Source organism: Rhizobium leguminosarum (assembly GCF_002953715.1).
GTDB lineage: Bacteria > Pseudomonadota > Alphaproteobacteria > Rhizobiales > Rhizobiaceae > Rhizobium > Rhizobium leguminosarum_V.
In genome coordinates this window covers 2,405,560-2,431,999 of the sequence record NZ_CP025012.1, presented here as the reverse complement: position 1 = coordinate 2,431,999, position 26,440 = coordinate 2,405,560, and the positions used below count along the sequence as shown (strand labels likewise).

Annotated in this window: 22 protein-coding genes and 2 pseudogenes; 17 read left to right on the top strand and 7 right to left on the bottom strand. The window is 61.5% G+C overall.

What is annotated here, in order from left to right; all coding sequences use genetic code 11:
* Positions 1-65: 65 nt before the first annotated feature.
* Positions 66-2,582 (top strand): leucine--tRNA ligase, encoded by a 2,517-nt coding sequence (gene leuS, locus CUJ84_RS12275; RefSeq protein ID WP_105006410.1) that lies wholly within the window; start codon positions 66-68, stop codon positions 2,580-2,582.
* Between the two features lie 57 nt (positions 2,583-2,639).
* On the opposite strand, the gene CUJ84_RS12270 is transcribed toward leuS, so the two are convergent.
* Complete coding sequence (locus tag CUJ84_RS12270; RefSeq protein WP_018074623.1) at positions 2,640-3,683, bottom strand: LacI family transcriptional regulator; 1,044 nt, start codon at positions 3,681-3,683, stop codon at positions 2,640-2,642.
* Positions 3,684-4,137: 454 nt separating this feature from the next.
* On the opposite strand from CUJ84_RS12270, the gene CUJ84_RS12265 reads away from it, so the two are divergent.
* From CUJ84_RS12265 to CUJ84_RS12200, 14 genes and pseudogenes are all read left to right on the top strand, one after another.
* Entirely contained in the window at positions 4,138-5,373 is a 1,236-nt protein-coding gene (locus tag CUJ84_RS12265; protein ID WP_105006409.1) for an ABC transporter substrate-binding protein, read from the top strand.
* A gap of 184 nt (positions 5,374-5,557) precedes the next feature.
* Positions 5,558-6,463: a carbohydrate ABC transporter permease gene (locus tag CUJ84_RS12260; protein ID WP_012757807.1), complete on the top strand. Its 906-nt coding sequence runs from the start codon at positions 5,558-5,560 to the stop codon at positions 6,461-6,463.
* The gene (locus tag CUJ84_RS12255) at positions 6,456-7,400 is read left to right on the top strand and encodes a carbohydrate ABC transporter permease (RefSeq protein ID WP_018447320.1); all 945 of its coding nucleotides are present in this window, start codon (positions 6,456-6,458) and stop codon (positions 7,398-7,400) included. Before CUJ84_RS12260 ends, CUJ84_RS12255 begins: the two co-directional genes overlap by 8 nt.
* Positions 7,401-7,404: 4 nt before the next feature.
* On the top strand, positions 7,405-8,496 hold the full coding sequence (locus tag CUJ84_RS12250; RefSeq protein WP_003540428.1) for an ABC transporter ATP-binding protein: 1,092 nt from the start codon (positions 7,405-7,407) through the stop codon (positions 8,494-8,496).
* Positions 8,497-8,619: 123 nt separating this feature from the next.
* Complete coding sequence (locus tag CUJ84_RS12245; protein ID WP_105006408.1) at positions 8,620-11,082, top strand: beta-mannosidase; 2,463 nt, start codon at positions 8,620-8,622, stop codon at positions 11,080-11,082.
* Between the two features lie 37 nt (positions 11,083-11,119).
* Entirely contained in the window at positions 11,120-11,881 is a 762-nt protein-coding gene (locus tag CUJ84_RS12240) for a sugar phosphate isomerase/epimerase family protein (RefSeq protein ID WP_105006407.1), read from the top strand.
* 9 nt (positions 11,882-11,890) lie between these two features.
* The gene (locus CUJ84_RS12235) at positions 11,891-13,024 is read left to right on the top strand and encodes a Gfo/Idh/MocA family protein (protein ID WP_027684379.1); all 1,134 of its coding nucleotides are present in this window, start codon (positions 11,891-11,893) and stop codon (positions 13,022-13,024) included.
* Between the two features lie 127 nt (positions 13,025-13,151).
* Positions 13,152-14,183 (top strand): L-glyceraldehyde 3-phosphate reductase, encoded by a 1,032-nt coding sequence (gene mgrA / locus CUJ84_RS12230; RefSeq protein WP_105006406.1) that lies wholly within the window; start codon positions 13,152-13,154, stop codon positions 14,181-14,183.
* Positions 14,184-14,279: 96 nt separating this feature from the next.
* Positions 14,280-15,893, top strand: coding sequence for a glycoside hydrolase family 43 protein (locus CUJ84_RS12225; RefSeq protein ID WP_105006405.1), 1,614 nt, complete (start codon positions 14,280-14,282; stop codon positions 15,891-15,893).
* Positions 15,894-16,382: 489 nt separating this feature from the next.
* Entirely contained in the window at positions 16,383-17,309 is a 927-nt protein-coding gene (locus CUJ84_RS12220) for an ABC transporter ATP-binding protein (protein WP_003560084.1), read from the top strand.
* Positions 17,306-18,067, top strand: a complete 762-nt coding sequence (locus CUJ84_RS12215; protein ID WP_012757797.1) for an ABC transporter permease — start codon at positions 17,306-17,308, stop codon at positions 18,065-18,067. Before CUJ84_RS12220 ends, CUJ84_RS12215 begins: the two co-directional genes overlap by 4 nt.
* Positions 18,068-18,143: 76 nt before the next feature.
* Positions 18,144-18,569, top strand: coding sequence for a hypothetical protein (locus CUJ84_RS12210; protein ID WP_105006404.1), 426 nt, complete (start codon positions 18,144-18,146; stop codon positions 18,567-18,569).
* Positions 18,570-18,681: 112 nt separating this feature from the next.
* Positions 18,682-18,856 (top strand): annotated as a pseudogene (locus tag CUJ84_RS12205) (ABC transporter permease); the annotation flags it as partial.
* A 113-nt stretch (positions 18,857-18,969) separates the two neighbouring features.
* Complete coding sequence (locus tag CUJ84_RS12200; protein ID WP_105006403.1) at positions 18,970-19,707, top strand: SDR family oxidoreductase; 738 nt, start codon at positions 18,970-18,972, stop codon at positions 19,705-19,707.
* Here CUJ84_RS12200 and CUJ84_RS12195 read toward each other — a convergent pair.
* The 5 genes and pseudogenes from CUJ84_RS12195 to CUJ84_RS12175 form a co-directional block, all read right to left on the bottom strand.
* Positions 19,670-20,593 (bottom strand): LysR family transcriptional regulator, encoded by a 924-nt coding sequence (locus CUJ84_RS12195; RefSeq protein ID WP_105006402.1) that lies wholly within the window; start codon positions 20,591-20,593, stop codon positions 19,670-19,672. The two genes, CUJ84_RS12200 and CUJ84_RS12195, sit on opposite strands and share 38 nt — an antisense overlap.
* Before the next feature lie 128 nt (positions 20,594-20,721).
* Positions 20,722-21,155, bottom strand: a pseudogene (locus CUJ84_RS12190) (EamA family transporter).
* Between the two features lie 264 nt (positions 21,156-21,419).
* Positions 21,420-22,121: a TIGR02281 family clan AA aspartic protease gene (locus CUJ84_RS12185; protein ID WP_105006401.1), complete on the bottom strand. Its 702-nt coding sequence runs from the start codon at positions 22,119-22,121 to the stop codon at positions 21,420-21,422.
* Entirely contained in the window at positions 22,118-22,336 is a 219-nt protein-coding gene (locus CUJ84_RS12180; protein ID WP_027684388.1) for a DUF1289 domain-containing protein, read from the bottom strand. The genes CUJ84_RS12185 and CUJ84_RS12180 overlap by 4 nt, the downstream gene beginning before the upstream one ends.
* 18 nt (positions 22,337-22,354) lie before the next feature.
* Positions 22,355-23,137 (bottom strand): adenosylcobinamide-GDP ribazoletransferase, encoded by a 783-nt coding sequence (locus CUJ84_RS12175; protein ID WP_105006400.1) that lies wholly within the window; start codon positions 23,135-23,137, stop codon positions 22,355-22,357.
* A gap of 156 nt (positions 23,138-23,293) precedes the next feature.
* Here CUJ84_RS12175 and cobT point away from each other — a divergent pair, with 156 nt between their 5' ends.
* Both cobT and CUJ84_RS12165 read left to right on the top strand, forming a co-directional pair.
* On the top strand, positions 23,294-24,310 hold the full coding sequence (gene cobT, locus CUJ84_RS12170) for a nicotinate-nucleotide--dimethylbenzimidazole phosphoribosyltransferase (RefSeq protein ID WP_011652311.1): 1,017 nt from the start codon (positions 23,294-23,296) through the stop codon (positions 24,308-24,310).
* 139 nt (positions 24,311-24,449) lie between these two features.
* Positions 24,450-24,839, top strand: a complete 390-nt coding sequence (locus CUJ84_RS12165) for a diacylglycerol kinase (protein ID WP_020050291.1) — start codon at positions 24,450-24,452, stop codon at positions 24,837-24,839.
* A 39-nt stretch (positions 24,840-24,878) separates the two neighbouring features.
* Here the strand turns inward: CUJ84_RS12165 and CUJ84_RS12160 are convergent, their stop codons facing one another.
* Entirely contained in the window at positions 24,879-26,414 is a 1,536-nt protein-coding gene (locus CUJ84_RS12160; RefSeq protein WP_027684392.1) for a sensor histidine kinase, read from the bottom strand.
* Positions 26,415-26,440: the final 26 nt, after the last annotated feature.

Below are 26,440 nucleotides of genomic sequence, written 5' to 3'. Positions count from 1 at the left end.
CCAAAGAACGCCTCCATTTTTCAGGACACGCCGCCGCCAGAGCCGGTCGGCGCCAGGAGTGATGCATGCCTTATGATCCCAGGACGATCGAACCGAAGTGGCAAGCTTATTGGGCCGATCACTATATTTTTCGCGCGGAAATCGATCCGGCCAGGCCGAAATTCTACGCGCTCGACATGTTTCCGTATCCTTCGGGCGCGGGCCTGCATGTTGGCCATCCCCTTGGCTACACTGCCACGGATATAATGTGCCGCTACAAACGTATGCGCGGCTTCAATGTCTTGCATCCGATGGGATGGGACAGTTTCGGCCTGCCGGCGGAGCGTCACGCCATGCGGACTGGTGTGCATCCCGATATCACGACGAAGCGCAATATCGAGACGTTTCGCGGACAGGTGCAGAGGTTGGGTTTCTCCTATGACTGGAGCCGCGAGTTGGCCACCACCGATCCTGCCTACGTGCGCTGGACGCAGTGGATATTCCTGAAGCTGTTCGAGAAAGGCCTCGCCTATCAGGCCGAGGTCGCGGTCAACTGGTGCCCGGCACAGAACGCCGTGCTCGCCGACGAGGAGGTCAAGGACGGGCGTTACGTCGAGACCGGCGACCCCGTCATCCGCCGCAGGATGCGCCAGTGGATGCTGCGCATCACGGCTTATGCTGACCGACTGCTGGAGGGACTGGATGGCCTGGATTGGCCCGAAAGCCTGAAAACCATGCAGCGCAACTGGATCGGGCGTTCTGAAGGGGCCGAAATCCGTTTTTCGCTCGAGCATGGCGCGGAGGGCATTACCGTCTTCACGACGCGCCCCGAAACCCTGTTCGGAGCAAGCTATATCGTGCTCGCACCGGAGCATCCCGCTGTCGCCACCACCGCCACGTCAGAAGCAAGAAAGGTGGTTGCCGCCTATATTGCCGAGGCCGAGGCATTGGAGGAAACGACGCGTACCGATGCTGGACGCGAGAAGACCGGCGTCTTCACCGGCGCCTATGCCGTCAATCCCGCAACCGGCGCCCGGCTACCGATCTGGGTGGCCGATTACGTCCTGGCGGGCTACGGCACCGGCGCCTTGATGGCGGTGCCGGCCCATGACGCGCGGGACCACGCCTTTGCCTGCGCGTACGGCCTGCCGATCATTCGCGTGATCGACAGTGCGGACGACATCGAAAACGCGGCTTTTGAGGGCGAGGGGAGGATGGTCAATTCCGACTTCCTGAATGGTCTGGCCGCGCCGGAGGCCAGGAAAGCCATGATTGCTTGGCTGCAGGCGAGCGGCGCAGGCTGGCCTAAAGTCACCTATCGCCTACGCGATTGGCTGTTTTCCCGCCAGCGCTACTGGGGTGAGCCGATACCGGTGCTGCATCTGGCGGATAGCTCGGTGATGCCGCTGCCCGAGGAATGCCTGCCGCTGCTGCCGCCTGAACTGGACGACTACGCCCCGACGCCGGATGGCGAACCGCCGCTTGCCCGTGCGCAGTCCTGGGTCGAAACGATCGTGCCGGGCACCGACATTCCGGCACGGCGGGAGACCAACACGATGCCGCAATGGGCGGGCTCCTGTTGGTATTTTCTCAGATTCCTCGATCCCGGCAACGCCCGCGAGCCCGTCGGGCGCGAGGCCGAGCGCTATTGGATGCCGGTTGATCTCTACGTCGGCGGTGCCGAGCATGCGGTCCTGCATCTGCTCTATGCCCGCTTCTGGCACAAGGTTCTTTACGATATCGGGGTCGTTTCGACTGAAGAGCCGTTCCAGCGTCTGTACAACCAGGGCATGATCCTTGCTCATTCCTATCGCGACACGGAAGGCCGGTATTACGCGCCGTCTTCCGTCGTCGAAGAGGAGGGCAGATGGTTCGCTGGGCCGGTCGAAGTGCAGCGCGCCGTCGAGAAGATGTCAAAGTCGCGGTTGAACGTCGTCAATCCCGACGATGTCGTCGATCAGTTCGGGGCCGACGCCTTGCGGTTGTACGAGATGTTCATGGGACCTCTGGATGCGGCAAAACCCTGGCAGACCGCTGGCGTGATCGGTGTGCGCCGGTTTCTGGAGCGCGCCTGGCGTATTGTTTGCGACGAGAGCGACGGACTCTCATCAGCGGTGCGGGAGGTGGCCCCGAGCCCGCAGCTTCTGCGCTTGCGCCACCAGACGGTGAAGACCGTGACGGCGGATATCGAAGCAATTCGGTTCAACACCGCGGTTTCCCGGCTGATGGAACTGGCCAATGCACTGACGGTGGAAGCCGCGCGTCCGCGCGAAGTGGTGGAGACATTCGTGCTGTTGCTCGCCCCCTTTGCGCCCCACATCGCGGAGGAGTTATGGAGCAAGCTTGGTCACGGGGAAACACTGACATGGGTTTCCTGGCCGACCTTCGACCCTGCGATGATCGACATGGAGACCCGCGAATATGTGGTGCAGATCAACGGCAAGGTTCGCCACCGCTTCGAAGCCGCCGCCGACCTCGGCGGGGCGCTGCTGGCAGCGGCGCGATCGGAACCCGCTGTCATGGCCTTGCTCGACGGCAGAATGGTGGTCAAGGAAGTTCTGGTCCCTGGGCGACTGGTGAATTTCGTCGTCGAAGACCTGTGATGATCCAAAGCTGATCGTCGGATTTGAGTCCGACGGTCGGTTCCCTCAACCGACCGCCTACCGCCCACTCTCCGGCCAAGTCGGCTGGCTTACGCTCTGCAGCAGTTCCGGTTCGACGCCGTCGATGCGGGCGATGACGGCTTTGGCCATTTCGCGGCCGGCTTGGCGCACGTCTTCCTGGGCGGTGATGATCTCGGGGCGGATCCAGTTCAGGATCGGTACCGATTGCTTGGAGACCATGTCGAGATCGCGGCCGAGCGCCTTGCCGGCGGCTTCGATGCCCGCATTGACAGCGATCGCCGCGCTACCGGCCGAACAGACGATGCCGTCGGGGGCGTTGGCCGAGCGCATCATCACCTCGACGATGTCGCGGATGTCAGCGAGCGGGGCGTCGGTGTTGACGCGCAGCGGCACTTCCTCGGCGCCGTAATCATGCAGGCCGGTCTGGAAGCCGATGCGGATATGGGCGTAGTAGGTGAGCTTGCTCGGCGGCTGCAGCAGGGCGATGCGGCGCCGGCCGCGCTTGACGAGCTTTTCCACCGCCTGATGCGCGAAGGCCTCGTTGTCGAAATCGTGGAAGGGGTGCGTGAGACCCGCATCGGTGCGCCCATGCGTGGCGAAGGGCATGCCGCGCTCGCTCAGCAGCCGCACGCGGGGATCATCCGGCTCGATGCGGGAGATGATGACGCCGTCCGCCGAGCCGGTATCGAGGATATAGCGCACCGGCAGCATCGGGTCCTTGCTGTGGGAATGCGGCGTGATGACGATATGATAGGGCGTGCCAGACAGCACCTCGGAGATGCCGAAGACCATCTGGCTCGAGAAGCCCATGATCTCCTCGTCGATGCTGAGAACGAGGGCGATGACGTTGGTCTTGCCGGTGCGCAGGCGCACACCTGCCCTGTTCGGCTGGTAGCCGAGCTGGCGGGCGACCATGCGCACCCGCTCCTTGGTTTCCGCCCCAATATCCGGCGCATCCTTCAGCGCGCGCGACACCGTCGTCACGCCAAGGCCGGTCATGAAGGCGATCGTCTTCAACGTCGGGCGCTCGCGCGCTGCCGGCGTCGATGCCGCGTTCCCGAAATTTCCCTTGTTTTCCATCCCTTTAGGCCTGCCTCGCGCGAATTGGTGTCGCTTATAGAGGCTTTTTCCAGCGTCGTAAGCCCGCCGCCTGCCAAAATCGCGCCTCCCTGAGGAATGCAATCTGTAACGATACAGTAGAAATGTCGAGTGCTTTTTGTTGTGTGCGTTGCAACATCGTACGCATAGGTTGAATCGACAATTCGTGCTCTGTTTTTTTGCGATTGCGAAGAGGCTGAATCGCGCGGCTAAATTTATCGCGTAAAATTATTATGTATATTCAAGTAGATAAATTGAAAGCGCATGTGCGAGAACGGCCGACTGAATATCGCTTCAGGGGATGCGGCGCATCTGATGGAAACAGGCAGAAGTAGCAATTCCCGTTATCGCGGAAAAATTTGCCTGCGGGCAGTTGCGTGGAGAAATCGATTGATCTAAGTTTTTCCGGCAACGTTTCAGTGAGGGAGGAGAACTCATGAAAATCCGTATAATGGCGGCCGTGCTTGCCGCTTCGGTCGCGCTTCCGTTCGGCGCCGCCAATGCCACCGATCTCGAAGTCACACACTGGTGGACTTCGGGCGGCGAATCCGCTGCCGTCGCCGAACTGGCAAAGGCATTCGACGCCACTGGCAACCACTGGGTCGACGGTGCTATCGCCGGTTCCGGCGGCACTGCCCGTCCGATCATGATCAGCCGCATCACCGGCGGCGATCCGATGGGCGCCACCCAGTTCAACCATGGCCGCCAGGCCGAGGAACTCGTCCAGGCCGGCCTGATGCGCGACCTGACCGATGTGGCGACCGCCGAGCACTGGAAGGACATCGTTCGTCCGTCGAGCCTGCTCGATTCCTGCACCATCGACGGCAAGATCTACTGCGCTCCCGTCAACATCCACTCCTGGCAGTGGTTGTGGCTTTCGAACGCTGCCTTCAAGAAGGCCGGCGTCGAGGTTCCGAAGAACTGGGACGAGTTCGTTGCTGCGGCTCCGGCGCTCGAAAAGGCTGGTATCATTCCGCTCGCCGTCGGCGGTCAGCCATGGCAGGCGACTGGCGCCTTCGACGTGCTGATGGTTGCTGTCGCCGGCAAGGATACCTTCAACAAGGTCTTCAAGGACAAGGATGCGGAAGTTGCTGCCGGTCCTGAAATCGCCAAGGTGTTCAAGGCGGCCGACGATGCGCGGCGCATGGCCAAAGGCAGCAATGTGCAGGATTGGAACCAGGCCACCAACCTTGTCATCACAGGCAAGGCCGGCGGCCAGATCATGGGCGACTGGGCGCAGGGCGAGTTCGCGCTCGCCGGTCAGAAGGCCGGTACCGACTATACCTGCCTGCCGGGTCTCGGCGTGAACGAGATTATCTCGACTGGCGGCGACGCCTTCTACTTCCCGCTGCTGAAGGACGAAGAAAAATCCAAGGCGCAGGCCGTGCTTGCCAAGACCCTACTCGATCCCAAGACCCAGGTTGCTTTCAACCTGAAGAAGGGATCACTGCCGGTTCGCGGCGACGTCGATCTCGCCGCCGCCAACGACTGCATGAAGAAGGGTCTCGACATTCTGGCCAAGGGCAACGTGATCCAAGGCACCGACCAGCTGCTTTCGGCTGACAGCCAGAAGCAGAAGGAAGACCTCTTCTCCGAATTCTTCGCCAATCCGTCGATGACGCCGGAAGACGCTCAAAAGCGTTTTGCTGGGATCATCGCTTCTGCTGACTGATCAGCAGATTCGCTGCTCTTGCGGTCCGGCTCCCATGGGGGCCGGATCGTTCCGGACGGTCGGTGATGGTTCGGCGGGCGGCGAGGTCTCTCCGGCATCTTCAGCAGGTTTCGGAGGTGGAGACGACAGGCGGCGACTTGCCGATCTGTCACTGGTCGCAGTTGCGATTTGAGGAGAAGTATTCATGACGGGTCAAGCGCGAGCAGGCCGGCCAAATAAGTTACTGCGCAATCTGAATGCCAAGATTGCGTCCATCCCGATGATCCTGACGGCGCTGGTGATCTTTGTCGGCGGCACGTTTTGGACGATCTTTTATTCTTTCACCAATTCCAAGCTCCTTCCGCGGTTGAGCTTTGTCGGCTTCGATCAGTACCAGCGCCTCTGGGCTGCACCGCGCTGGGTGACGGCGATCGAGAATCTGGCTGTCTACGGCATCCTCTCGCTGATCTTCAGCCTGGTCATCGGTTTCATGCTCGCCGCGCTGATGGACCAGAAGATCCGTTTCGAAAATACCTTCCGCACCATCTTCCTCTATCCCTTCGCGCTGTCCTTCATCGTGACGGGCCTCGTCTGGCAATGGGTTCTGAATCCCGATTTCGGCATTCAGGCAGTGGTGCGCTCGATCGGGTGGACGAGTTTCACCTTCAATCCGCTCTATACGCCTGAAATCGTCATCTACGGCATTCTGATCGCGGCGCTGTGGCAGGGAACGGGTCTCGTCATGTGCCTGATGCTTGCCGGCCTGCGTGGGATCGACGAGGACATCTGGAAAGCGGCACGTGTGGACGGCATTCCGATGTGGAGGACCTATCTCTTCATCGTCATCCCGATGATGCGGCCGGTCTTTATCACGACGATCGTGATCATCGCCTCCGGCATCGTCAAGGTTTACGACCTCGTGGTCGCGCAGACATCGGGCGGACCGGGCATCTCCTCGGAAGTGCCGGCGAAATATGTCTACGACTACATGTTCCAGGCGCAGAACCTGGGGCAGGGCTTTGCTGCCTCGACCATGATGCTCGTCACAGTCGCGATCATCATCGTTCCGTGGGCCTATCTGGAATTCGGCGGAGGGCGCAAGCGTGGCTGATGTAGGAACTCTCAACACCACCGCCGCCGGCATCGACGCCGTGGCGCCTAAACTCGCCGAAGGCCCCAGCGGCCCCAGGCCGCGCCCGGCGGTGTCGGCGCGCAACATCATGCTCTACGGCACGCTGATCATCGCAGCTCTCTACTATCTGTTGCCGCTCTATGTGATGGTGGTGACTTCGCTGAAGGGCATGCCGGAAATCCGGCTCGGCAACATCTTTTCGCCGCCTGTCGAAATCACCTTCGAACCTTGGGTGAAAGCCTGGGCGCAGGCCTGTACCGGCCTCAACTGCGATGGCCTGTCGCGCGGCTTCTGGAATTCGGTGCGCATCACGGTGCCGTCTGTCATCATTTCGATCGCGATCGCCTCGGTGAACGGTTATGCGCTGGCCAACTGGCGCTTCAGGGGATCCGAGCTCTTCTTCTCGATCCTCATCATCGGTGCATTCATTCCCTATCAGGTGATGATCTATCCGATCGTCATCATCCTGCGCGAAATCGGCATCTACGGCACGCTGACCGGCCTCGTGATCGTGCATTCGATCTTCGGCATGCCGATTCTGACGCTGCTCTTCCGCAATTATTTCGTGTCGCTGCCGGAGGAGTTGTTCAAGGCGGCGCGTGTCGACGGGGCGGGCTTCTGGCAGATCTTCCTGCGGATCATGCTGCCGATGTCGCTGCCGATCTTCGTGGTCGCGATGATCCTGCAGGTGACCGGCATCTGGAACGACTTCCTGTTCGGCGTGGTCTTCACCCGGCCGGATACCTATCCGATGACCGTACAGCTCAATAACATCGTCAATTCCGTCCAGGGCGTGAAGGAATACAACGTCAACATGGCGGCAACGATCCTGACGGGTCTCGTGCCGCTCATCGTCTACTTCGTGTCGGGACGGCTTTTCGTCCGCGGCATCGCCGCCGGCGCAGTGAAGGGTTGATCTCATGAATATGAATGCAAGCGTCTCCATCAAGGATCTGTCCCTGAACTTCGGTGCGGTGAGCGTGCTGAAGGATCTCAATCTCGACATCAATGACGGCGAATTCCTCGTGCTGCTCGGCTCGTCCGGCTGCGGCAAGTCGACCTTGCTGAATTGCATCGCCGGCCTGCTCGATGCGTCGGAAGGGCAGATCTTCATCAAGGGCAAGAATGTTACCTGGGAAGAGCCGAAGGACCGCGGCATCGGCATGGTGTTCCAGTCCTACGCGCTCTATCCCCAGATGACCGTCGAGAAGAACCTGTCCTTCGGTCTTCGCGTCGCCAAGGTGCCGCAGGCAGAGATCGACAAGCGGGTGGCGCGCGCCTCCGAAATCCTGCAGATTCAGCCGCTCCTGAAGCGCAAGCCGGCCGAGCTTTCCGGCGGCCAGCGCCAGCGCGTGGCGATCGGCCGGGCACTGGTGCGCGATGTCGACGTCTTCCTGTTCGACGAGCCGCTGTCCAACCTCGACGCCAAGCTCCGCTCGGAGCTGCGCGTTGAGATCAAGCGCCTGCACCAGTCGCTGAAGAACACGATGATCTACGTCACCCACGACCAGATCGAGGCGCTGACGCTTGCCGACCGCATCGCCATCATGAAGAGCGGCATCATCCAGCAGCTCGACGATCCGACGACGATCTACAACAGGCCGCGCAATCTGTTCGTTGCCGGCTTCATCGGCTCGCCGTCGATGAATTTCCTGCACGGCGAGCTGGTCAAATCAGGCGACGGCATTGCCTTTTTGGCCAACGGCGTCATTTTCTCGCTCGCTGCCTACGACGCTAGCGAGACGCTGCAGCCCGGCCGCAAGGTGGTGCTCGGCGTCCGCCCAGAACACATCAAGGTCAACGAGAATACCGGCGGCGAAGAACATGACGCCACCGTCGATATCGAGGAGCCGATGGGCGCGGACAATCTGCTGTGGCTGAAACATGCCGGTCACACGATGTCGGTACGTGTCAACGGCGCACGCCGCTTCAACGTCGGAGCCAAGGTGAAGCTCAGCTTCGACATGACGGTCGCCTCGGTCTTCGATGCCGAAAGCGAGCTGCGTCTCTAGAGAACTCTGCGGGCGGGGCCGAAATGGCGCCGCCCGACCTCCAATCGGCCATCAGGCCAGCCAAATTCGGCCGCGGTCCGGCTTGTCCGGCGATCCCAGGAGCGGCCCGATCGGGATACGACTATGACATCCTTGCCGAAGAACGGTTTCAACATCGACCTTTCCGGTTCGTGGCAGCTTGCCTCCGTCGATGGCGAGATCCGAACTGCGATCATCTTGCCAGGCGACGTGCACACCGCGCTCCACCGCGCAAGCCTGATCCCCGATCCCTATTTCGGCCGCAACGAGGAAAAGGTGCAGTGGGTCGCCGAGCGCGAATGGGCGGTCGAGCGCAGCTTCACGCTTCCTGAGGTCGAAGGCGACTGGTATCTCGATATCGATTATCTCGACACGGTCGCCAGCGTCCACGTCAACGGCTTCCTGGCGCTCGAAGCCGACAACAGCTTCCGCCGCTACCGGCCTGATGTCTCCAGCATGCTGAAATCAGGCGACAACAGCATCCGCATCGTCTTTGCCTCCAGCATCGCCATTGCTGCTGCGCGGCAGAAGCAGCAGCCCTTCTACATTCCCTACAGCACCGGCAATTCGCCAATCCCCGACGGCAACATGCTGCGCAAGCCGCAATGCCATTTCGGCTGGGACTGGAACATCGCCATTGCGCCGCTCGGCCTTTACGGGACGATTGCGCTGAAAAAGCTCGAAACCGCGCGCATCGAACATGTGGTCACCCGCCAGACCCACAATAATGACGGCTCGGTCGATCTCAAAGTGACGGCGACGCTGTTTTCCAAGGGGCCAGACATTGCCCAGGTCTATTTCGAGCTCGACGGCGAGCGCGTACGCCTGGATGTCGGCGTCAATGGCGAGACCCATGTCAACCACCTCTTCCATATCGACAATCCACGCCTCTGGTGGCCCTCCGGCAGCGGTGAGCAGGCACTCTACAGCCTGTCCGTCGAATTGCCGACGGATGAGGTGACCAAGCAGATCGGTCTTCGCACCATCGAGCTGATCACCACGCCGGATGCGTCAGGCAGCCGCTTCGCTTTCAAGGTCAACGGCCGCGAGATCTTCTGCCGCGGCGCCAACTGGATCCCGGCCGACGCGCTGTTTTCGCTGTCTTCGCCTGAGAAGACCGAGGATCTGCTGCAATCGGCCAAAGCCGCCAATATGAACATGATCCGCGTCTGGGGCGGCGGCTTCTACGAGCAGGATCATTTCTATGATCTCTGCGACCGACTGGGCCTCATGGTCTGGCAGGACTTCATGTTCGCCTGCAACCTCTACCCCTCGACCGAGGACTTCCTCGACAATGTAACTATCGAGGTCGATTACCAAGTGCGCCGGCTCTCCTCGCATGCCTCGATCGTGCTCTGGTGCGGCGACAATGAACTGGTCGGGGCGCTCACCTGGTTCGAGGAATCGAGGAAGGACCGCGACCGCTATCTCGTCTCCTATGATCGCCTCAACCGCACCATCGAGCGGGCGGTGAAGAACGCGCTGCCCGGCGCGCTCTGGTGGCCGTCGAGCCCGGCGTCCGGCTATCTCGATTTCGGCGATGCCTGGCATGCGGACGGATCCGGCGACATGCATTACTGGTCGGTCTGGCACGAGAACAAGTCGTTCGACAATTACCGTTCGGTGCGTCCGCGCTTCTGCTCGGAATTCGGCTTCCAGTCCTATACCTCGCTGCCTGTGATCAGGACCTATGCCGAGGAGAAGGACATGAACGTCGCTTCCCCCGTCATGGAGCTGCACCAGAAGAATGCCGGCGGCAATGAGCGCATCGCCGGCACGATGTTCCGTTATTTCCGCTTCCCCAAGGATTTTCCGAACTTCGTCTATCTCTCTCAGATCCAGCAGGGGCTGGCGATCAAGACGGCGGTGGAATACTGGCGGTCGCTCAAACCCCATTGCATGGGCACGATCTACTGGCAGCTCAACGACACGTGGCCGGTGGCCTCCTGGTCGAGCCTCGATTATGGCGGCCGATGGAAGGCGATGCACTACCTCGTCAAGCGCTTCTTCCAGCCGGTCGCGGTCGCTGCCATCCCTTCCGATGACGGAAAGACGATCCGCTTCTCGCTTGTTAACGACACGCTTGCCGATGTCAGCGTTGATCTTGCAGTCTCGGTCCTGACGGTAAAGGGCGAACGCCGGCACCTGAAGGACGTGCAGGCCGTTTGTTCGCCGGATGCGGCCGTCACTGCGACGAGCATCGACGTCTCCGATATTCCCGAGGGAACGCTGCTTGCCTGGCACTTCACCGCGTCGAACGGCACGGGCGGCGAGGGGCATTACCTCAACGGCACCTACAAGGCGCTGGAGCTGGAGCCCGCGGGGCTTGCTGTCACCCACGAATATGTCGAGGAGAATGGCTCCGTCGACATCAACGTCACCGCTAGGGGACTTGCGCTTTTCGTGATGATCGAGACCGAGACGGACGGCAAATATTCCGACAACGCCTTCGATCTTGCGGCCGGCGAGAGCCGCCGCATCACCTTTACCCCGGCACGGCCGCTTGATCGTGGCGCGCTTCCGGAGTTCCGGTTCTACGACCTGTATTCCTGCCAGTCGGCGGATTGATCTTGCAAGAATGGGCACGAGGCCCAAGGAGAACATGATGACGAAACTCAGCTACCAGCTCTACAGTGCCCGCAACTTCCAGCCTTATTCGGCGATCTTCGAAAAGCTCGGCAAATCAGGCTATGCCGAGGTCGAAGGCTTCGGCGGCATCTATGCCGATCTCGACGATGCCGGGCTGAAGAGCCTTCGCGCTGAGCTCGACAAGAATGGCCTGGTCATGGCGAGCGGCCATTTCAGCCCTGATTTCCTGGAGAAGGAGGTCGAGAAGTCGCTGAACATTGCCAAGATCCTCGGCATGGATTCGATCTATGCGCCGCATCTCGCCGCCGAGGAACGCCCGTCCGACGCTGCCGGCTGGGCCGCCTTCGGCAAGCGCCTGCAGGAGATCAGCAAGCCCTACAAGGCTGCCGGCTACGAATTCGGCTGGCACAATCATGATTTCGAATTCTTCAAGCTGCAGGACGGCTCGCGGCCGATCGAGCACATCTTCGAAGGCGCGCCCGACATTTCCTGGGAAGCCGATATCGCCTGGGTGATCCGCGGCGGCGGCGATCCCTTTGCCTGGATCGAGAAGCTCGGACCGCGCATCACCGCTGTGCATGTCAAGGACATCGCACCGGCTGGCGAGGCGACGGATGAGAGCGGCTGGGCCGATGTCGGCCACGGCAAGGTCGAGTGGGCCAGGCTGATGACAGCGTTGCGCGCCACCAAGGCCAAGCACTACGTCGTCGAACACGACAACCCGAATGACATCGACCGCAATATCAGCCGCTCGATCGCATCCTTCCAGACCTACTGAGGCTTCATCATGACCAGGGAACTTGGCGTCGGCATCATCGGATGCGGCAACATCTCCACCACTTACTTCTCACTGGCACCGCTCTTCAAGGGGCTGAAGGTGCTGGCCTGCGCCGATATCAACGCGCAGGCGGCCGAGGCGCGCGCCAAGGAATATGGCGTCAAAGCGCAGACGATCGACGAGCTTCTCGTCAATGACGAGATCGACGTCGTCGTCAACCTGACGATCCCGGATGCGCATTTCCGGGTATCGAAGGCGATCCTCGAGGCCGGAAAACACGTCTATTCGGAAAAGCCGCTGGTGCTTTCGCTCGAAGAGGGCGAGGAGCTTCGCCGCATCGCCAAGCAGAAGAACCTTGCCGTCGGTTGCGCGCCCGACACTTTCCTCGGCGGCGCCCATCAGCTCGCCCGCAAGTTCATCGACGACGGCGGCATCGGCCGGGTGACCTCGGGCGCCTGCTACGTGATGAGCCCCGGCATGGAGATGTGGCATCCGAACCCGGATTTCTTCTTCCTCCCGGGCGGCGGCCCGATCCTCGATCTCGGCCCCTATTACATCGCCAATCTGATCAACCTGATCGGCCCCGTGAAGCGCGTCGGCGGCATGACCTCGATGGCGTCGCCCACCCGCACCATCACCAGCGAGCCGCGCAATGGCGAGATCATCCCGGTCAAGACGCCGACGACGATCCAGGCGCTGCTCGAATTCGTCAACGGTGCCACGGTGACGCTGACGGCGAGCTGGGATGTGTGGTCGCACCGCCATGCCAATATGGAGCTCTACGGCACCGATGGCTCGCTCTACGTGCCGGACCCGAACTTCTTCGGCGGCGTCGTCGAGGCCAGCGGCCGCGACAAGGACATCAAGCCGCTTGAGGCTTGGGAGCATCCGTTCGGCAAGATCAACCAGGAAAACCCGAACGGCGCGCGCGCCAATTACCGCACCGCCGGCCTTGCCGACATGGTGATGGCGCTGATCGAAGGCCGCGATGCGCGCTGCTCGCTCGACCGCACGCTGCACGGCGTCGACGTCATGACCTCGATCCTGAAATCGGGCGAGGAGGGCCGTTTCATCGACCTGACCACGACCTGCACGCAGCCGGCCGCCCTCGGCATCGAAGAAGCGCAGGCGCTCTTGAAGTAGGCCTGCGACACTCTATTGTCGGCGCGGGTGACGCGCCCGCGCCTTTTTGCTTCGATCGTTTGTTACGCGCAATTCCCAGGGAAACCGCTGCACGCTTTTCCCGGAATTGTTTTTAAGGATTGGGATCATGAGCTGGCAACCAGCCGCAGACCGCTATTCGAAAATGAAATATAACCGCACGGGCCGTTCCGGCCTGAAGCTGCCGGCCGTCTCCCTCGGCCTCTGGCACAATTTCGGCGGCGACACGCCGCATGACCGCAAGATCGACATGTGCCGCACTGCCTTCGACCTCGGCATCACCCATTTCGACCTGGCCAACAATTACGGCCCGCCGCCCGGCAGTGCCGAAACTGCCTTCGGCGAGATCCTGCGCACCGAATTCGCTGGGCTTCGCGACGAGCTGATCATCTCCTCCAAGGCCGGCTATGACATGTGGCCTGGACCCTATGGCGAATGGGGCAGCCGCAAATACCTGATCGCGTCCTGCGACCAGAGCCTGAAGCGCATGGGCCTCGATTATGTCGACATCTTCTATTCGCACCGCTTCGACCCGGAAACACCGCTGGAAGAAACTTGCGGCGCGCTCGATCATATCGTCCGTTCCGGCCGGGCGCTTTATGTCGGCATTTCCTCCTATAATTCGCAGCGCTCGCGCGAAGCCGCAAAGATCCTCAAGGATCTCGGCACGCCGTGCCTGATTCACCAGCCGAGCTATTCGATGCTCAACCGCTGGGTCGAGGACGACAGGCTGCTCGATACGCTGGATGAGGTCGGCATGGGCTCGATCGTCTTCTCGCCACTTGCTCAGGGCATGCTGACGACGAAATATCTCGGTGGCATTCCCGAAGACAGCCGCGCGGCGCAGAACCACTTTCTCAAGCGCGACTACATCCGCCCCTCGATCATCGACAATATCCGCAAGCTCAACGAGATCGCCGAAAGGCGCGGCCAGACGCTGGCGCAGATGGCGATCGCCTGGGTACTGCGCGGCGGCCGTGTGACCTCGGCGCTGATCGGCGCCAGCCGCTCGTCGCAGATCGTCGATTGCGTCAAGGCGCTCGACAATCTCGAATTCAGTGTCGAGGAGCTTGCCGAGATCGACGTCTATGCCCGCGAGGCCGACATCAACCTCTGGGCCAAGTCCGCCGAACGCGAATAGTCACGTCAGGCCCGGAGGCAAGTCTTCCCGGCCTTTTTCTGCTATGATCTGATGTACGTACAGCAAAAAGCACCGCCGGTCGGAGGAGACCCTGACATGATCCGCAATCCCATTCTGCCGGGGTTCAACCCCGACCCGTCGATCTGCCGCGTCGGCGCGGATTATTACATCGCCACCTCGACCTTCGAATGGTATCCCGGCGTGCAGATCCACCATTCGCGCGACCTGGTGAACTGGACGCTGGTGCGCCGGCCGCTGGAGCGGAGATCGCAGCTCGACATGCGCGGCAATCCCGATAGCTGCGGCATCTGGGCGCCGTGCCTGTCCTATGCCGACGGGCAGTTCTGGCTGGTCTATACCGACGTCAAGCGCTACGACGGCAATTTCAAGGATGCGCCGAACTACATCGTCACGGCACCTACGATCGAGGCCGATTGGTCCGAGCCGGTCTATGTGAATTCCTCCGGCTTCGATCCCTCGCTCTTCCATGACGATGACGGCCGCAAGTGGTTCGTCAACATGCAGTGGAACCACCGCACCGAAAGCTATGGCGGCTCGCCGAAATCGCCGGCCTTCGACGGCATCCTGCTGCAGGAATGGGATCCGGCGGCAAAGGCGCTGAAGGGGCCGATCAAGAACATTTTCGCCGGCAGCCCGCTCGGCCTCGTCGAAGGCCCGCATCTCTTCAAGCGCAATGGCTGGTATTATCTGACCACCGCCGAGGGCGGCACCGGCTACGACCATGCTGTCACCATGGCGCGGTCACGAAAGATCGACGGACCCTATGAAATGCATCCGAACATGCATCTCATCACCTCCAAGGATCACCCGGGCGTGCTGCTGCAGCGGGCAGGGCACGGTCAATATGTCGAGACGCCCGAGGGCGAGGCCTATCACACCCATCTCTGCGGCCGGCCGCTACCGCCGAAACGGCGCTGCACGCTGGGGCGCGAGACATCCTTACAGAAATGCGTCTGGCGCGACGATGACTGGCTCTATCTTGAAAACGGCACCTCAGTGCCCGATGTCGATGTGTCGGGCCTCTTTGGCGCGGTCCCCGTGGAAAAGCCGATGCGTAGCGAATACAACTTCGATGGCGGCATATTGCCTGCCGATTTCCAGTGGTTGCGCACGCCCGAGCCCGAGCGCATCTTCAACCTGACGGATCGTGCCGGCCATTTGCGCCTGATTGCGCGTGAGAGCATCGGTTCGTGGTTTGAACAGTCGCTGGTCGCCCGCCGTCAGGAACACCACAGTTTCCGCGCCGAAACCGTGATCGAGTTCTCGCCCGACACCTATCAGCAGGTGGCTGGGCTGACGCATTACTACAACCGCCACAAATTCCACGCCGTCGCGGTGACACTGCACGAAACACTCGGCCGCTGCGTGACGATCCTCTCCTGCAACGGCGACTACCCGAACGGCCGGCTGAGCTTTCCCGCCGAAAGCGGGGTTGCGATCGCCGCCGATGGCCGCGTCCAGCTCGCCATGGAAATCCGCGAGAACGACCTGCAATTCTTCTGGCAGACCGAAGGCAAGGGCGCCTGGCAGCCGATCGGCCCGATCCTCGACGCCGGCGTGATTTCCGACGAAGGGGGACGCGGCGAACACGGCTCCTTCACCGGCGCCTTCGCCGGTGTGTTTGCCTTCGATACGTCGGGCCGGGCGAAGGCAGCGGATTTCGACTGGTTCAATTACGACGAGCTGTGAGGGGTGCACCCTTGGTCGCTTTCATCCGTGGTGGATCACGGAAAGAGCGAGGAGCGGAGAAGAGGCACATAAAAAGAAAGCCGGCGCAGGGCCGGCTAAGACGGAACGCGGCTGGACAGGGGATACTGACCGGTTCCAAGCACTTCGTGACTGAACAATAACTTTGACTACATGCCGAGGCAGCGAAAAAGGGGCGCAACGAGAACACCCGGAGACGGCTCCGCAAAGGGTTGGGCGGCGGGGCGGATGCCGGTGCTGGCCTCGGCTCCCTTATCGGGCATGAATATCACCGGATGATGACATCCGAAGCCGACACTGCCTTTCTTTCGCGAAAACCCGATGCCGGCTACTTCGCCCGCGTCAGCAGGTTAGCGGGCCAACTGTGTCGGCAGCGTGAATGCAGTGTTCATGGCTCCAAAGGATGTTAATGCGTTACAAAGGGACTATATAGCGGCCCAAGTAACTTCCGAGAATCCGCAAGAGTCCCGCATGGCCCCCATCATTTCCGTTCAGAACCTCACCAAGACCTATGCCAATGGGTTCGAGGCCCTGAAGGGCATCAATCTCGACGTCGAAAAGGGTGAGATCCTGGCGCTGCTTGGGCCAAACGGCGCAGGCAAGACGACGCTGATCTCGATCATCTGCGGCATCGCCAATCCGAGCGGCGGCCGGGTGCTGGTCGCGGGCCACGACGTCGTCAAGGATTTCCGCGCCACCCGGGGGATGATCGGGCTGGTGCCGCAGGAGCTGACCACCGACCAGTTCGAGACGGTGTTCAATACAGTCAGCTTTTCGCGCGGGCTGCACGGCAAGAAAGCCAATCCTGCCCATATCGAGAAGGTGCTGCGCGCGCTCTCGCTCTGGGACAAGAAGGACAATATGCTGCGCCAGCTCTCCGGCGGCATGAAGCGACGGGTGCTGATCGCCAAGGCGCTCTCGCATGAGCCGGATATCCTTTTCCTCGACGAGCCGACCGCCGGCGTCGACGTGACGCTGCGCAAGGACATGTGGCATGTCGTCGAAGAGCTTAGGGCCTCTGGCGTCACGATCATCCTGACCACGCATTATATCGAAGAGGCGGAGGAAATCGCCGACCGCGTCGGCGTCATCAACGGCGGCAAGTTGCTGCTCGTCGAGGACAAGGCGGCGCTGATGGCCAAGCTCGGCCGCAAGCAACTCATCCTCGATCTCACCGAACCGCTCAGCCGCCTGCCGGATTGTTTTGCCGGCAATGGGCTGACGCTGGAAGCAGACGGCAACCGGCTGACTTATGATTTCGACGCTGGCAACGAACAGGAAAGCATCGCGGCCCTGCTGACCCGGCTCGGTGAGAACAATATCCATTTCAAGGATCTCTCGACGCGACAAAGCTCGCTCGAGGACATCTTCGTGGCGCTGGTGGGAGCGGAAAAATGAACATCGAGGCCGTCAAATCGATCTATTTCTTTGAGATGGCGCGCACGCGCCGCACGCTGCTGCAGAGCGTCATCTCGCCCGTGATCTCGACGTCGCTCTATTTCATCGTCTTCGGCGCCGCTGTGGGATCACGCATTCAGGAGGTAGAGGGCGTGTCCTACGGCGCCTTCATCACGCCCGGCCTGATCATGCTGACGCTGCTTGGCCAGTGCATCAGCAATGGCTCCTTCGGCATCTATTTCCCGAAATTCACCGGCACGATCTACGAGGTGCTTTCGGCGCCGGTGGCGATGACGGAGATCCTGCTCGGTTATGTCGGGGCGGCGGCGACCAAGGGGATGCTCATCGGCTTCATCATCCTTCTGACCGCCAATCTCTTCGTCGACGTCAGGATCGAACATCCCTTCATGATGATCCTGTTCTTCCTGCTGACGGCCATTACCTTCAGCCTGTTCGGCTTCATGATCGGAATCTGGGCCGGCAATTTCGAACAGCTGAACCTCATTCCCATGCTGGTCGTGCCGCCGCTGACCTTCCTCGGCGGCAGCTTCTATTCCGTCAGCATGCTGCCGCCCTTCTGGCAGGCGGTCAGCCACCTCAACCCGGTGCTCTATCTCGTCAGCGGTTTCCGCTGGAGTTTTTACGGGATCGCCGATGTCAATCCGGCGATCAGCCTGGCGATGATCACAATGTTTCTGGTGATCTGCCTGGGAACACTCGCCTGGATCTTCAAGACCGGTTACCGGCTGCGCAACTGATCCGGCCCTCAGGAAGTGCCGCAATTTCAACATGAAAGATTGCTCAGCAAGACGTTATCGGTCATGGGGCAATCTGATGGTCAGCAGCAATGTGCTTGGATGCCTCGCAATCGCATCCATCTATTACCTAGCACCGCAGCAAAGCCCATCGCAGGAGGCCGCCCATCCCGTCAAGGTTACCTTTGCTGTGGTGGTCGAGGGAAAGGAGCCTTTCTCTGCCGAGGTATCATGCCTTCCCGACGACACATGCAGTCTCGCCAAGCATGACGATCTCGGCATTAATCTTGCAATTACAGTGTTTTCGGGCTCAGAGGCGCATGGTGAATTGAGCATCTATTGCTCGCCCAATTCTTGTTCCTTCCGGAATTTGCGATCACGGATCGAGTTCTTCGGTCGGCGTGCTACCGTCGATATTTTGTCCGGTGAGGCTGACTCTGGTGTCACGACTCTGCTGGTTGCAAGGCAACGCCCGAGGATCGGTGAAGTCCTCATCTCGTACTGAGCGCATTGCGCCAGTTTTCCGTCAGGCGCTGCTGACGAGAAGGGCGCCCGAGATGATGAGGAGGGTGCCGGCGACGAGCTTCATTATGTCGAGCTCGGAGGCTTCGCCGAGTCGTGCCGCCAGCCACCTCAACCCGGTGCCCTATCTTCAGCGGCTTCCGCTGGAGTTTTTACGGGATCGCCGATGTCAATCCGGCGATCAGCCTGGCGATGATCACGGTGTTTCTGGTGATCTGCCTGGGAACGCTCGCCTGGATCTTCAAGACCGACTACCGGCTGCGGAACTGATCGATCATCCGAACACGCGCCATCGGAAAACCCGATGACACCATCGGTTTCTTCCGTTTTTCTTCCGCTCTGATCCTAGGCATCTGCTGCATCAGCCGAGAAGGAGATGGCAGATGACGGATATCAGGATCGAAGGCGCGCAGATCATTATTGTTGGCGGCAGTTCCGGAATGGGGCTGGCGCTGGCGGCGCGGTTGCTCGGGGAAGGCGCGGCGGTGACGATCGCAGGACGCAGCGAAGATAAGCTTGCGGCGGCTCGCCGCGATCTCAGCGAGCATCCTGGATTGGCGACGGTTGCCGTCGATATATCGCGCGAGGAAGAGGTCGCGGCGCTGTTCCGCAATAGTGGGCCGGTCGATCACATCGTCAGCACGGCGGCCGATATCGAAGGCGCCTATCAGCTGCTGCCTTCGATCGAGCTTGCGGCGGCGCAAAGGGTGGTCGAGAGCAAGTTCTACGGGCCGCTGCTGCTGGCGAAATATGGTGCCGCCCATTTGCCGCCCTCAGGATCGATCACCTATACGTCAGGTATCGCGGCCTACCGGCCCGCGGCGCGTGGATCGGTGGTCGCAGCCGTCAATGCGGCGCTGGAAGGCTTGGTCAGGGCGCTGGCGATCGAGCTGGCGCCGATCCGGATCAACGCGGTGTCTCCCGGATGGGTAGATACGCCGATCTGGAGTTTCGTCGCCGGCGACGCCAAGCAGGCGACGCTCGACGCGATGGCGCAGCGCCTGCCGGCCGGACGCGTTGGACGGCCTGATGATATTGCCGATGCGATCCGCTTCCTGATCGGCAACGGCTTCACGACAGGCACTATCCTGCATGTCGAAGGCGGGCATCGGCTGGTCTGAGCGGCGAGAGTTCTTCGCTTGCCGATTGCAGCAGAAGGGTGAGCGCCGGCGGCTGCACGCGCCTGCGCCGCCACATCATCACCAGTGAAGCGGCAGGTGGATTGCCCGGCCATTGCAGTTCGACGACGTCGCCCCGTATTGCGGCCTGGCCGAGCGCAAGGCGTGGCACGAGGCCATAACCGGTGCCGGATGCAACGAGTCGGATGATCGTCGCGATGCTGTCGGCTTCAGTGACGATTGAAGGCGCTGCAACGTGCGCTTCGGCAAAGGCAGTGTCGAACAGGTGCCGGTAGACGCAGCCGGTTTCGGTGGCGACGAAGGCCGCGGTGCTCAGTGCCGCGAGGCTTGCGGGTGGCCGGGCTTGCGAATCGCGGCCGGCAATCAGCACCAGCGGTTCGCTGCAGATGCGGCGCGTCAAGAAGCGTTCATCCTGATGCCCGCGATCGAAGGTGAAGGCGATATCGATCGAGCCCTGCTGCAATTGCGCAAGCAATTCGCCGCTGCCGCCGACCTTGAGCTTGAGGCCGACGTCTGGGTTCTTCTTGCGAAAGAGTGACAGCCACGGCGCCAGCCTTTCGGCGGCGATGGTTTCGAGCGTACCCAGGGTGATGGACTGTCCGGCGCTGCCGGCTGCAGCACTGACGGCGGCCTTCGCCTCTTCGTTCAGCGCCAATATCTCTTCGGCATAGGCCTTGAGAACCGCGCCTGCCGGTGTCGGGACCACGCCCTGCCGGGAGCGGAGGAAGAGGTCTGCGCCCAGTTCCTCTTCCAGCGCCTGTATGTGGTCGCTGAGGCTCGACTGAGCGAGATTGACCTCGGCAGCGGCGCGCGTGAGATTTTCGTGCCGGATCACCGCAAGGAATGTCTTCAATTGTCGTGGGTTCATGTCGGGCTCCGGTACGGCGCGGAGGCGCCGTGACGCAGGATATCAACAAAGCGGAACGCGCTGCAACGCAGGAGCATGGGGCGGCGAACTGCTCGTCTTGTGCTGCTGCATATTGCGCCAGTTTTCCGTCAGGCGCTGCTGACGAGAAGGGCGCCGGAGATGATGAGTAGGGTGCCGGCGACGAGCTTTACTATGTCGAGCTCGGAGGCTTTGCCGAGAAAGACGGCGCCGATTGCCAGCGTCACCAGCACGTTGCAGCTCCAGATTGGGGCAAGTTTCGAGACCGGGACACCATAAGTGAAAAGCGCAAAGCTGATGAGGCCGGTGCCGACAGCAAAGCAGCAGCCGGCGGCGGCAGCAAAACCGAGACCTTCGGCGGTCCAGGGGGCAGGGCGCCAGATCAGGGCGGCAATCATGCCGATCAAAGCGCAGGCTGCGCCGAAGGCGATCAGACGGCGGAGCCGGTGGCTGATGTGGCGCTCTGCTTCTGAAAGATGCCGGTGATGCCCCAGAACAGGGCTGGCAGAATGCCGCCGATGACGATCGGCCAGAGTGAATTCATTGCGAAACTCCTGTCGCACCCATGGGTCAAGGCCTTGCCTCTGGCAAAGGCCGGTCGAACATGCGGTGCCACCAGACTACAGCGCCGCGCGTCTTCTCAGACGCGCAAAGGACGCTTTAGCACTTTGAATTGTTGCATAATTCCTTAAATCGATTCCGATTTAAGGAATTATGCGGCAGGAGTTTCTTTTTGCTCTTTGTGGTCTTGTTGTTCTTGCGCTCAAGCTGCCAGATCCGGTTGTCGCCGTAAAGCGGCGGAGCCGCATTAGTCGCGCATGCGGAGTTCGTCGGTCTGCATCTGCAGGGAGCCCAGCGTTTCCAGGAAACTCATGCCGAGCAGGCTCTGGTCGAGCCGGCCGTCTTCGGCGACACTGGCTGCGACATTGTTGCGGATGATCGGGCCGATCGCCACCTGGTCGAGGGTGACAGGTGCTGCCCGGCCACGGCCGTTGGCGGTCATGACGGTCATGGAATAGGTGAGGCGGGAAAGATCGATGCCGATCCGCTCGGCGTCTTCGCGCGACAGCGCCACCATGCTGGCGCCGGTATCGACGAGCATCTCGATCGTCTGGCCGTTGACAACGACATCGGCTTCGAAATGGCCGTTCAGCAGCTTGTGCAGAATGATCTCCTGGCCGCCCTCACTTGTCGTGACGACGACGGCGCGGCCGGGAACCAGGCCGGCGAGCAGCCTGTTGCCGACGCCGAGCGCTTCCTGGCGATAGAGATAGACGGTCACGAGCGCCAGGATGATGACCAGCCAGATCATCATCTGGCGCATCGTTTCGCCCACGCTGCGCCGGCTCGCCCAGATGCCGGCCGACAGCATCAGTGCGATCGGCAGCAGGTAGACGACGCGGCCGAAGTCATCGCTCTGCAGGCCGAGGATGCGGCCGCTGTCATTGTTGAGGATCAGCACGGCAAGGCCGATGCCGATCACGACGAGGAAGACGGTCAAACGGATCATAAAGGCCGCTCCGGCCCGCTGGCGAGACTTGTTTTCATATGGTTCGACACTGCGGCGGCGCCTGCAAGCCTTGCCGGCAGCAGCGCCATGATCCGTCTTCGCTCGGTGTCGGAGTAGCTCATCCAGCTGCCGATTTCCTGAAGAGTCCGGCCGCATCCGGCGCAAAATCCGGTGGCTGAAACCAGGGAGCAGACGTGAACGCAGGGTGTTTGCATGGAGGATATATCGGAGTTTCAAAGAGCCGTGGCAAGGGCGCAAAGGGTAGCGATCTCGCAAATTTGCTGCGTTGCGCCCAGCGTGTCGCCGGTGTGGCCGGCGAGCTTGCGGCGGATGAATGCGGTGAAGGCAAACCCTGCGATGCCGGTGGCGAGCAGGCTCGCGACCAGCGGCCGCAGGCCGAAGGCCGGCCAGATCAGAAGCGTTGCGACGAGGCCGGCTGAGGCGAGCGCAAATTGCATCGCCGCCTCGTCCGGCTGGCCGGTCGAAGCGGCCACGCCATCGGCCTTTGCCGGCGCCAACCGCTGCCAGTGCCAGGCGATGGCGCCGCGGCTCAGCGCCGCGACAGCGGGAATGGCAAGTGCGGCAGCGAGCGGCGCGGAATGGCGGGCGATGGCGGCAAGCGCGGCTGCGCGGATCGCGAAGGACAGGATCAGCGCTATCGCTCCATAGGTGCCGATCCGGCTGTCCTTCATGATGAGGAGGCTGTGCTCGCGGCTCTTGCCGCCGCCGATCCCATCGGCCGTATCGGCCAGGCCGTCCTCGTGCAGCGCGCCGGTGACGAAGACCTGGATGGAAAGCGCGATCAGGGCTGCCATCAGCGGGTCCGCACGCAGCCCCAAAAGGAGGAGGAGGGCGAGTGCAGGGATGAAGCCGATGACGATGCCGGCGGAGGGAAAGGCGCGCACCAGCGGGCCGAGCCTGCCGTCATAGCCTTTGAACAGCGATTGCGGCATGGGAATGCGGCTGAGGAAGGCGACGGCGCGGGCGGTATCGACCGCATAGTCCTTGATCTTCATTCTGCTTCGTTCTGCCGGAGGTCTCGGCTTATGGTCTCGGCTGCGCTTTTGGAGTTGTTCGCCTCGTCCGCCCGCTTTAAGAGAGTTGCCATCCGCAAAGAAGCTGATTTGCGTGGAAAAAACAAGAATACCCGGATTCATAGGAAAACCGCACAGATGAGCGTTTCAGGCCTGCCGTTCGACGATTTCCGTACCCTGCTCCGTGACCTGCCGGGGCCCGATGCCCGCGCGCTGGTGGCCGCGCGCGAGCGTGACGCGCAGCTGACCAAGCCGCCGGGCGCGCTCGGACGGCTCGAAGAGATCGCCTTCTGGCTTGCCGCCTGGACGGGCCGCACACCTGCCGTCAACCGGCCGCTGGTGGCGATCTTCGCCGGCAATCACGGCGTCACCAAGCAAGGCATCACACCTTTTCCGCCAACGGTGACGCAACAGATGGTCGAGAACTTTGCAGCGGGTGGTGCTGCGATCAATCAAATCTGTGTCGCATATGATCTTGGACTGAAAGTCTTCGATCTGGCGCTCGATTATCCCACCGGTGACATCACCGAGGAGGCAGCGCTTTCCGAGCGCGATTGCGCCGCGACCATGGCCTTCGGCATGGAGGCGATCGCCGGCGGCACCGACCTGCTCTGCATCGGCGAGATGGGCATCGGCAATACGACGATTGCGGCGGCGATCAACTATGCGCTCTACGGCGGCTCGGCGCGCGACTGGGTGGGACCCGGCACGGGTTCGGAAGGTGAGATGCTGGAGCGCAAGATCGCGGCGGTGGAAAAAGCGGTGGCGCTGCATGGTGACCACCTCGACGATCCGCTCGAGATCATGCGCCGGCTTGGCGGCCGTGAGATCGCGGCGATGGCCGGCGCCATTCTTGCCGCCCGCATGGAGCGCATCCCGGTGCTGATCGACGGTTATGTCGCGACCGCCGCGGCAGCGATCCTGAAGGCCGCCAATCCATCGGCGCTCGATCATTGCCTGATCGGCCATGTCTCCGGCGAGCCCGGGCATCTTCGCGCAATCGAGATGCTCGGCAAGACGCCGCTTCTGGCGCTCGGCATGCGACTCGGCGAAGGCACCGGTGCCGCACTTGCCGCCGGTATCGTCAAGGCGGCTGCCGCCTGTCATTCCGGCATGGCGACCTTCGCCCAAGCGGGTGTGTCGAATAAGCATTAAGGCCGCGGTCGGCGCCGTCGATCCGCACGCGTTCGCTTGCACGGCCCAAGTGGATTCGGTATTTGCGTATTCGCTCATCGAAAGGGAGACGGCAAAGCCTCTCCCGGTCTGTGATGCAACGGGAAGAGGAGAGGGCATCTTGACGAAGCCTGCGGTGACGAAAGAGACCGGACTTCGGCATTTCATCGCCGCCGCTAGCTATTCTTGGGCGGGCTTTCTGCGGGTGCTGAAAGAGGCGGCCTTCCGCCAGGAACTCGGTTTCTTCGTCGTTTCGATCGCGGCGCTGGCGTTGGTGGGAGCGACTGCAGGCGAGATTGTCGTCGCCGTGCTTCTGTTTCTCGGGCTGTTTTCGATGGAGGCGATGAATACCGCCGTTGAAGAGGTGATCGATCGGATTTCGCCGGAGATTTCGATCGTCGGCAAACATGCCAAGGATCTCGGCTCCTTCGCGGTAACCTGCATGATTGCCGCCTGCTGCCTCTATCTCGGCTTCGTCCTCGGCAAGCACCTGTTCTTTGGATCCGGATGATTTCACGCTGGATCGGCCTGAAGTCATCCGGATGCTGAATCAGGCAAAACTCTTGCGCTTGCGCGCGACGGCCTGAGCCTCCTCGACGGCCGGCAGGCTCTGGAGCACGCGCTTGGCAGGCAGGATGGCGATGACCTCGGTGCCCTCGCGCAGCTTCGATTTCAGCAGGAACTGCCCGTCATGCTTGGCAAGGATCGCCTGGACGATCGGCAGGCCGAGGCCGGTACCCTGTTCGGCACTCTTGATGGCGATCGAGCCCTGGCCAAAGGCCGACAGGACGACGGGAATCTCTTCTTCTGGAATGCCCGGGCCGTTGTCCTTGATCGAGATGTACTGTCCGCCGCCAGCTGTCCAGCCGACCTTGACGTGGATCTCGCCGCCCTGCGGCGTGAACTTGACGGCATTGGAGAGAAGGTTGAGCACCACCTGGCGCATCGACTTCTCGTCGGCCCAGATGGCCGGCAGCTGCCGCTCGAATTGGTCCGAAATGGCAATGTTCTTGGCGCGGGCGCGCAGCTGGACCATGCCGATGCAATCTTCGGTGATATCGAGCAGCGAAATCGCCTCCTCGCTCAGCTCGTATTTGCCGGCCTCGATGCGCGACAGGTCGAGGATCTCGTTGATGAGATCGAGCAGATGCTGGCCGGAGCGGTGGATATCGCCGGCATATTCCTTGTAGGTCGGATTGGCGAGCGGCCCCATGACTTCGGCCGACATCACCTCGGAAAAGCCGAGGATGGCGTTGAGCGGGGTTCTAAGTTCATGCGACATGGAGGCAAGGAAGCGGGATTTGGCGAGGTTTGCCTCTTCGGCGCGGCGGCGAGCCTCGTCCGACATCGATTTCGCCACCTCAAGCTCGGCGATCAGGTCGTCTTTCTCGGACTGGTAGGAGAGGATCCTGAGGTTCGACTTGAAGAGCCGGTCGCTGATATAATTGAAGAAGACAAGGGTGGTGGTGAAGGCCCCCGTCAGGCTGATTTCGAGGAGGTCCCGTGACAGGCCGCTCTTGGCGGCGAGCGCCAGGACCGCGGGCGAGAAGGCGGCGAGCACGGCGGGCGTCAGCATGAAGTTCGACATGGCCGTGACGGAGAGCGCGATCAGCAGCGTCGCGCCCTTATAGAGAATGAAGCTCGACGGCTCGCAGGTGTCGCAGCCCTGCAGTGCGAAGACGGCCCAGCAGCAGCCGAGCAGGAACTGGCCGAGCAGCAGCAGGCGGCGCCATTTGCGGGCGTTCTCGGAGGTGATTTCCTGGCGGCGCGCGCGCCGCGCCAGCAGGATATTGCCGGTATGACAGGTGAGCGTCAGCAGCGCCCAGAAGAGCAATTGCGTATTCTGGGTGAAATAGACGCCAAGTGCGGTGATGATGACGACGAAGAGCGGCATGATCGTCGCGCCCTGCAGCACCGATGCCACATACATGTTGAGCACGTCACGATCGAAGGAGGAATTTGACGCATGACCGGACTGAAGACGTTCGCGCGTCTGCCGCACGGCCTTGGAAACGGCCTTGTTGCGGTGGCTGCGCGACCTGTCGACGATGATCTTGTCGGTCGATGTGCTTACGCCGGTACTCATGTGCACGTTGAAACTTCATCCCAGGG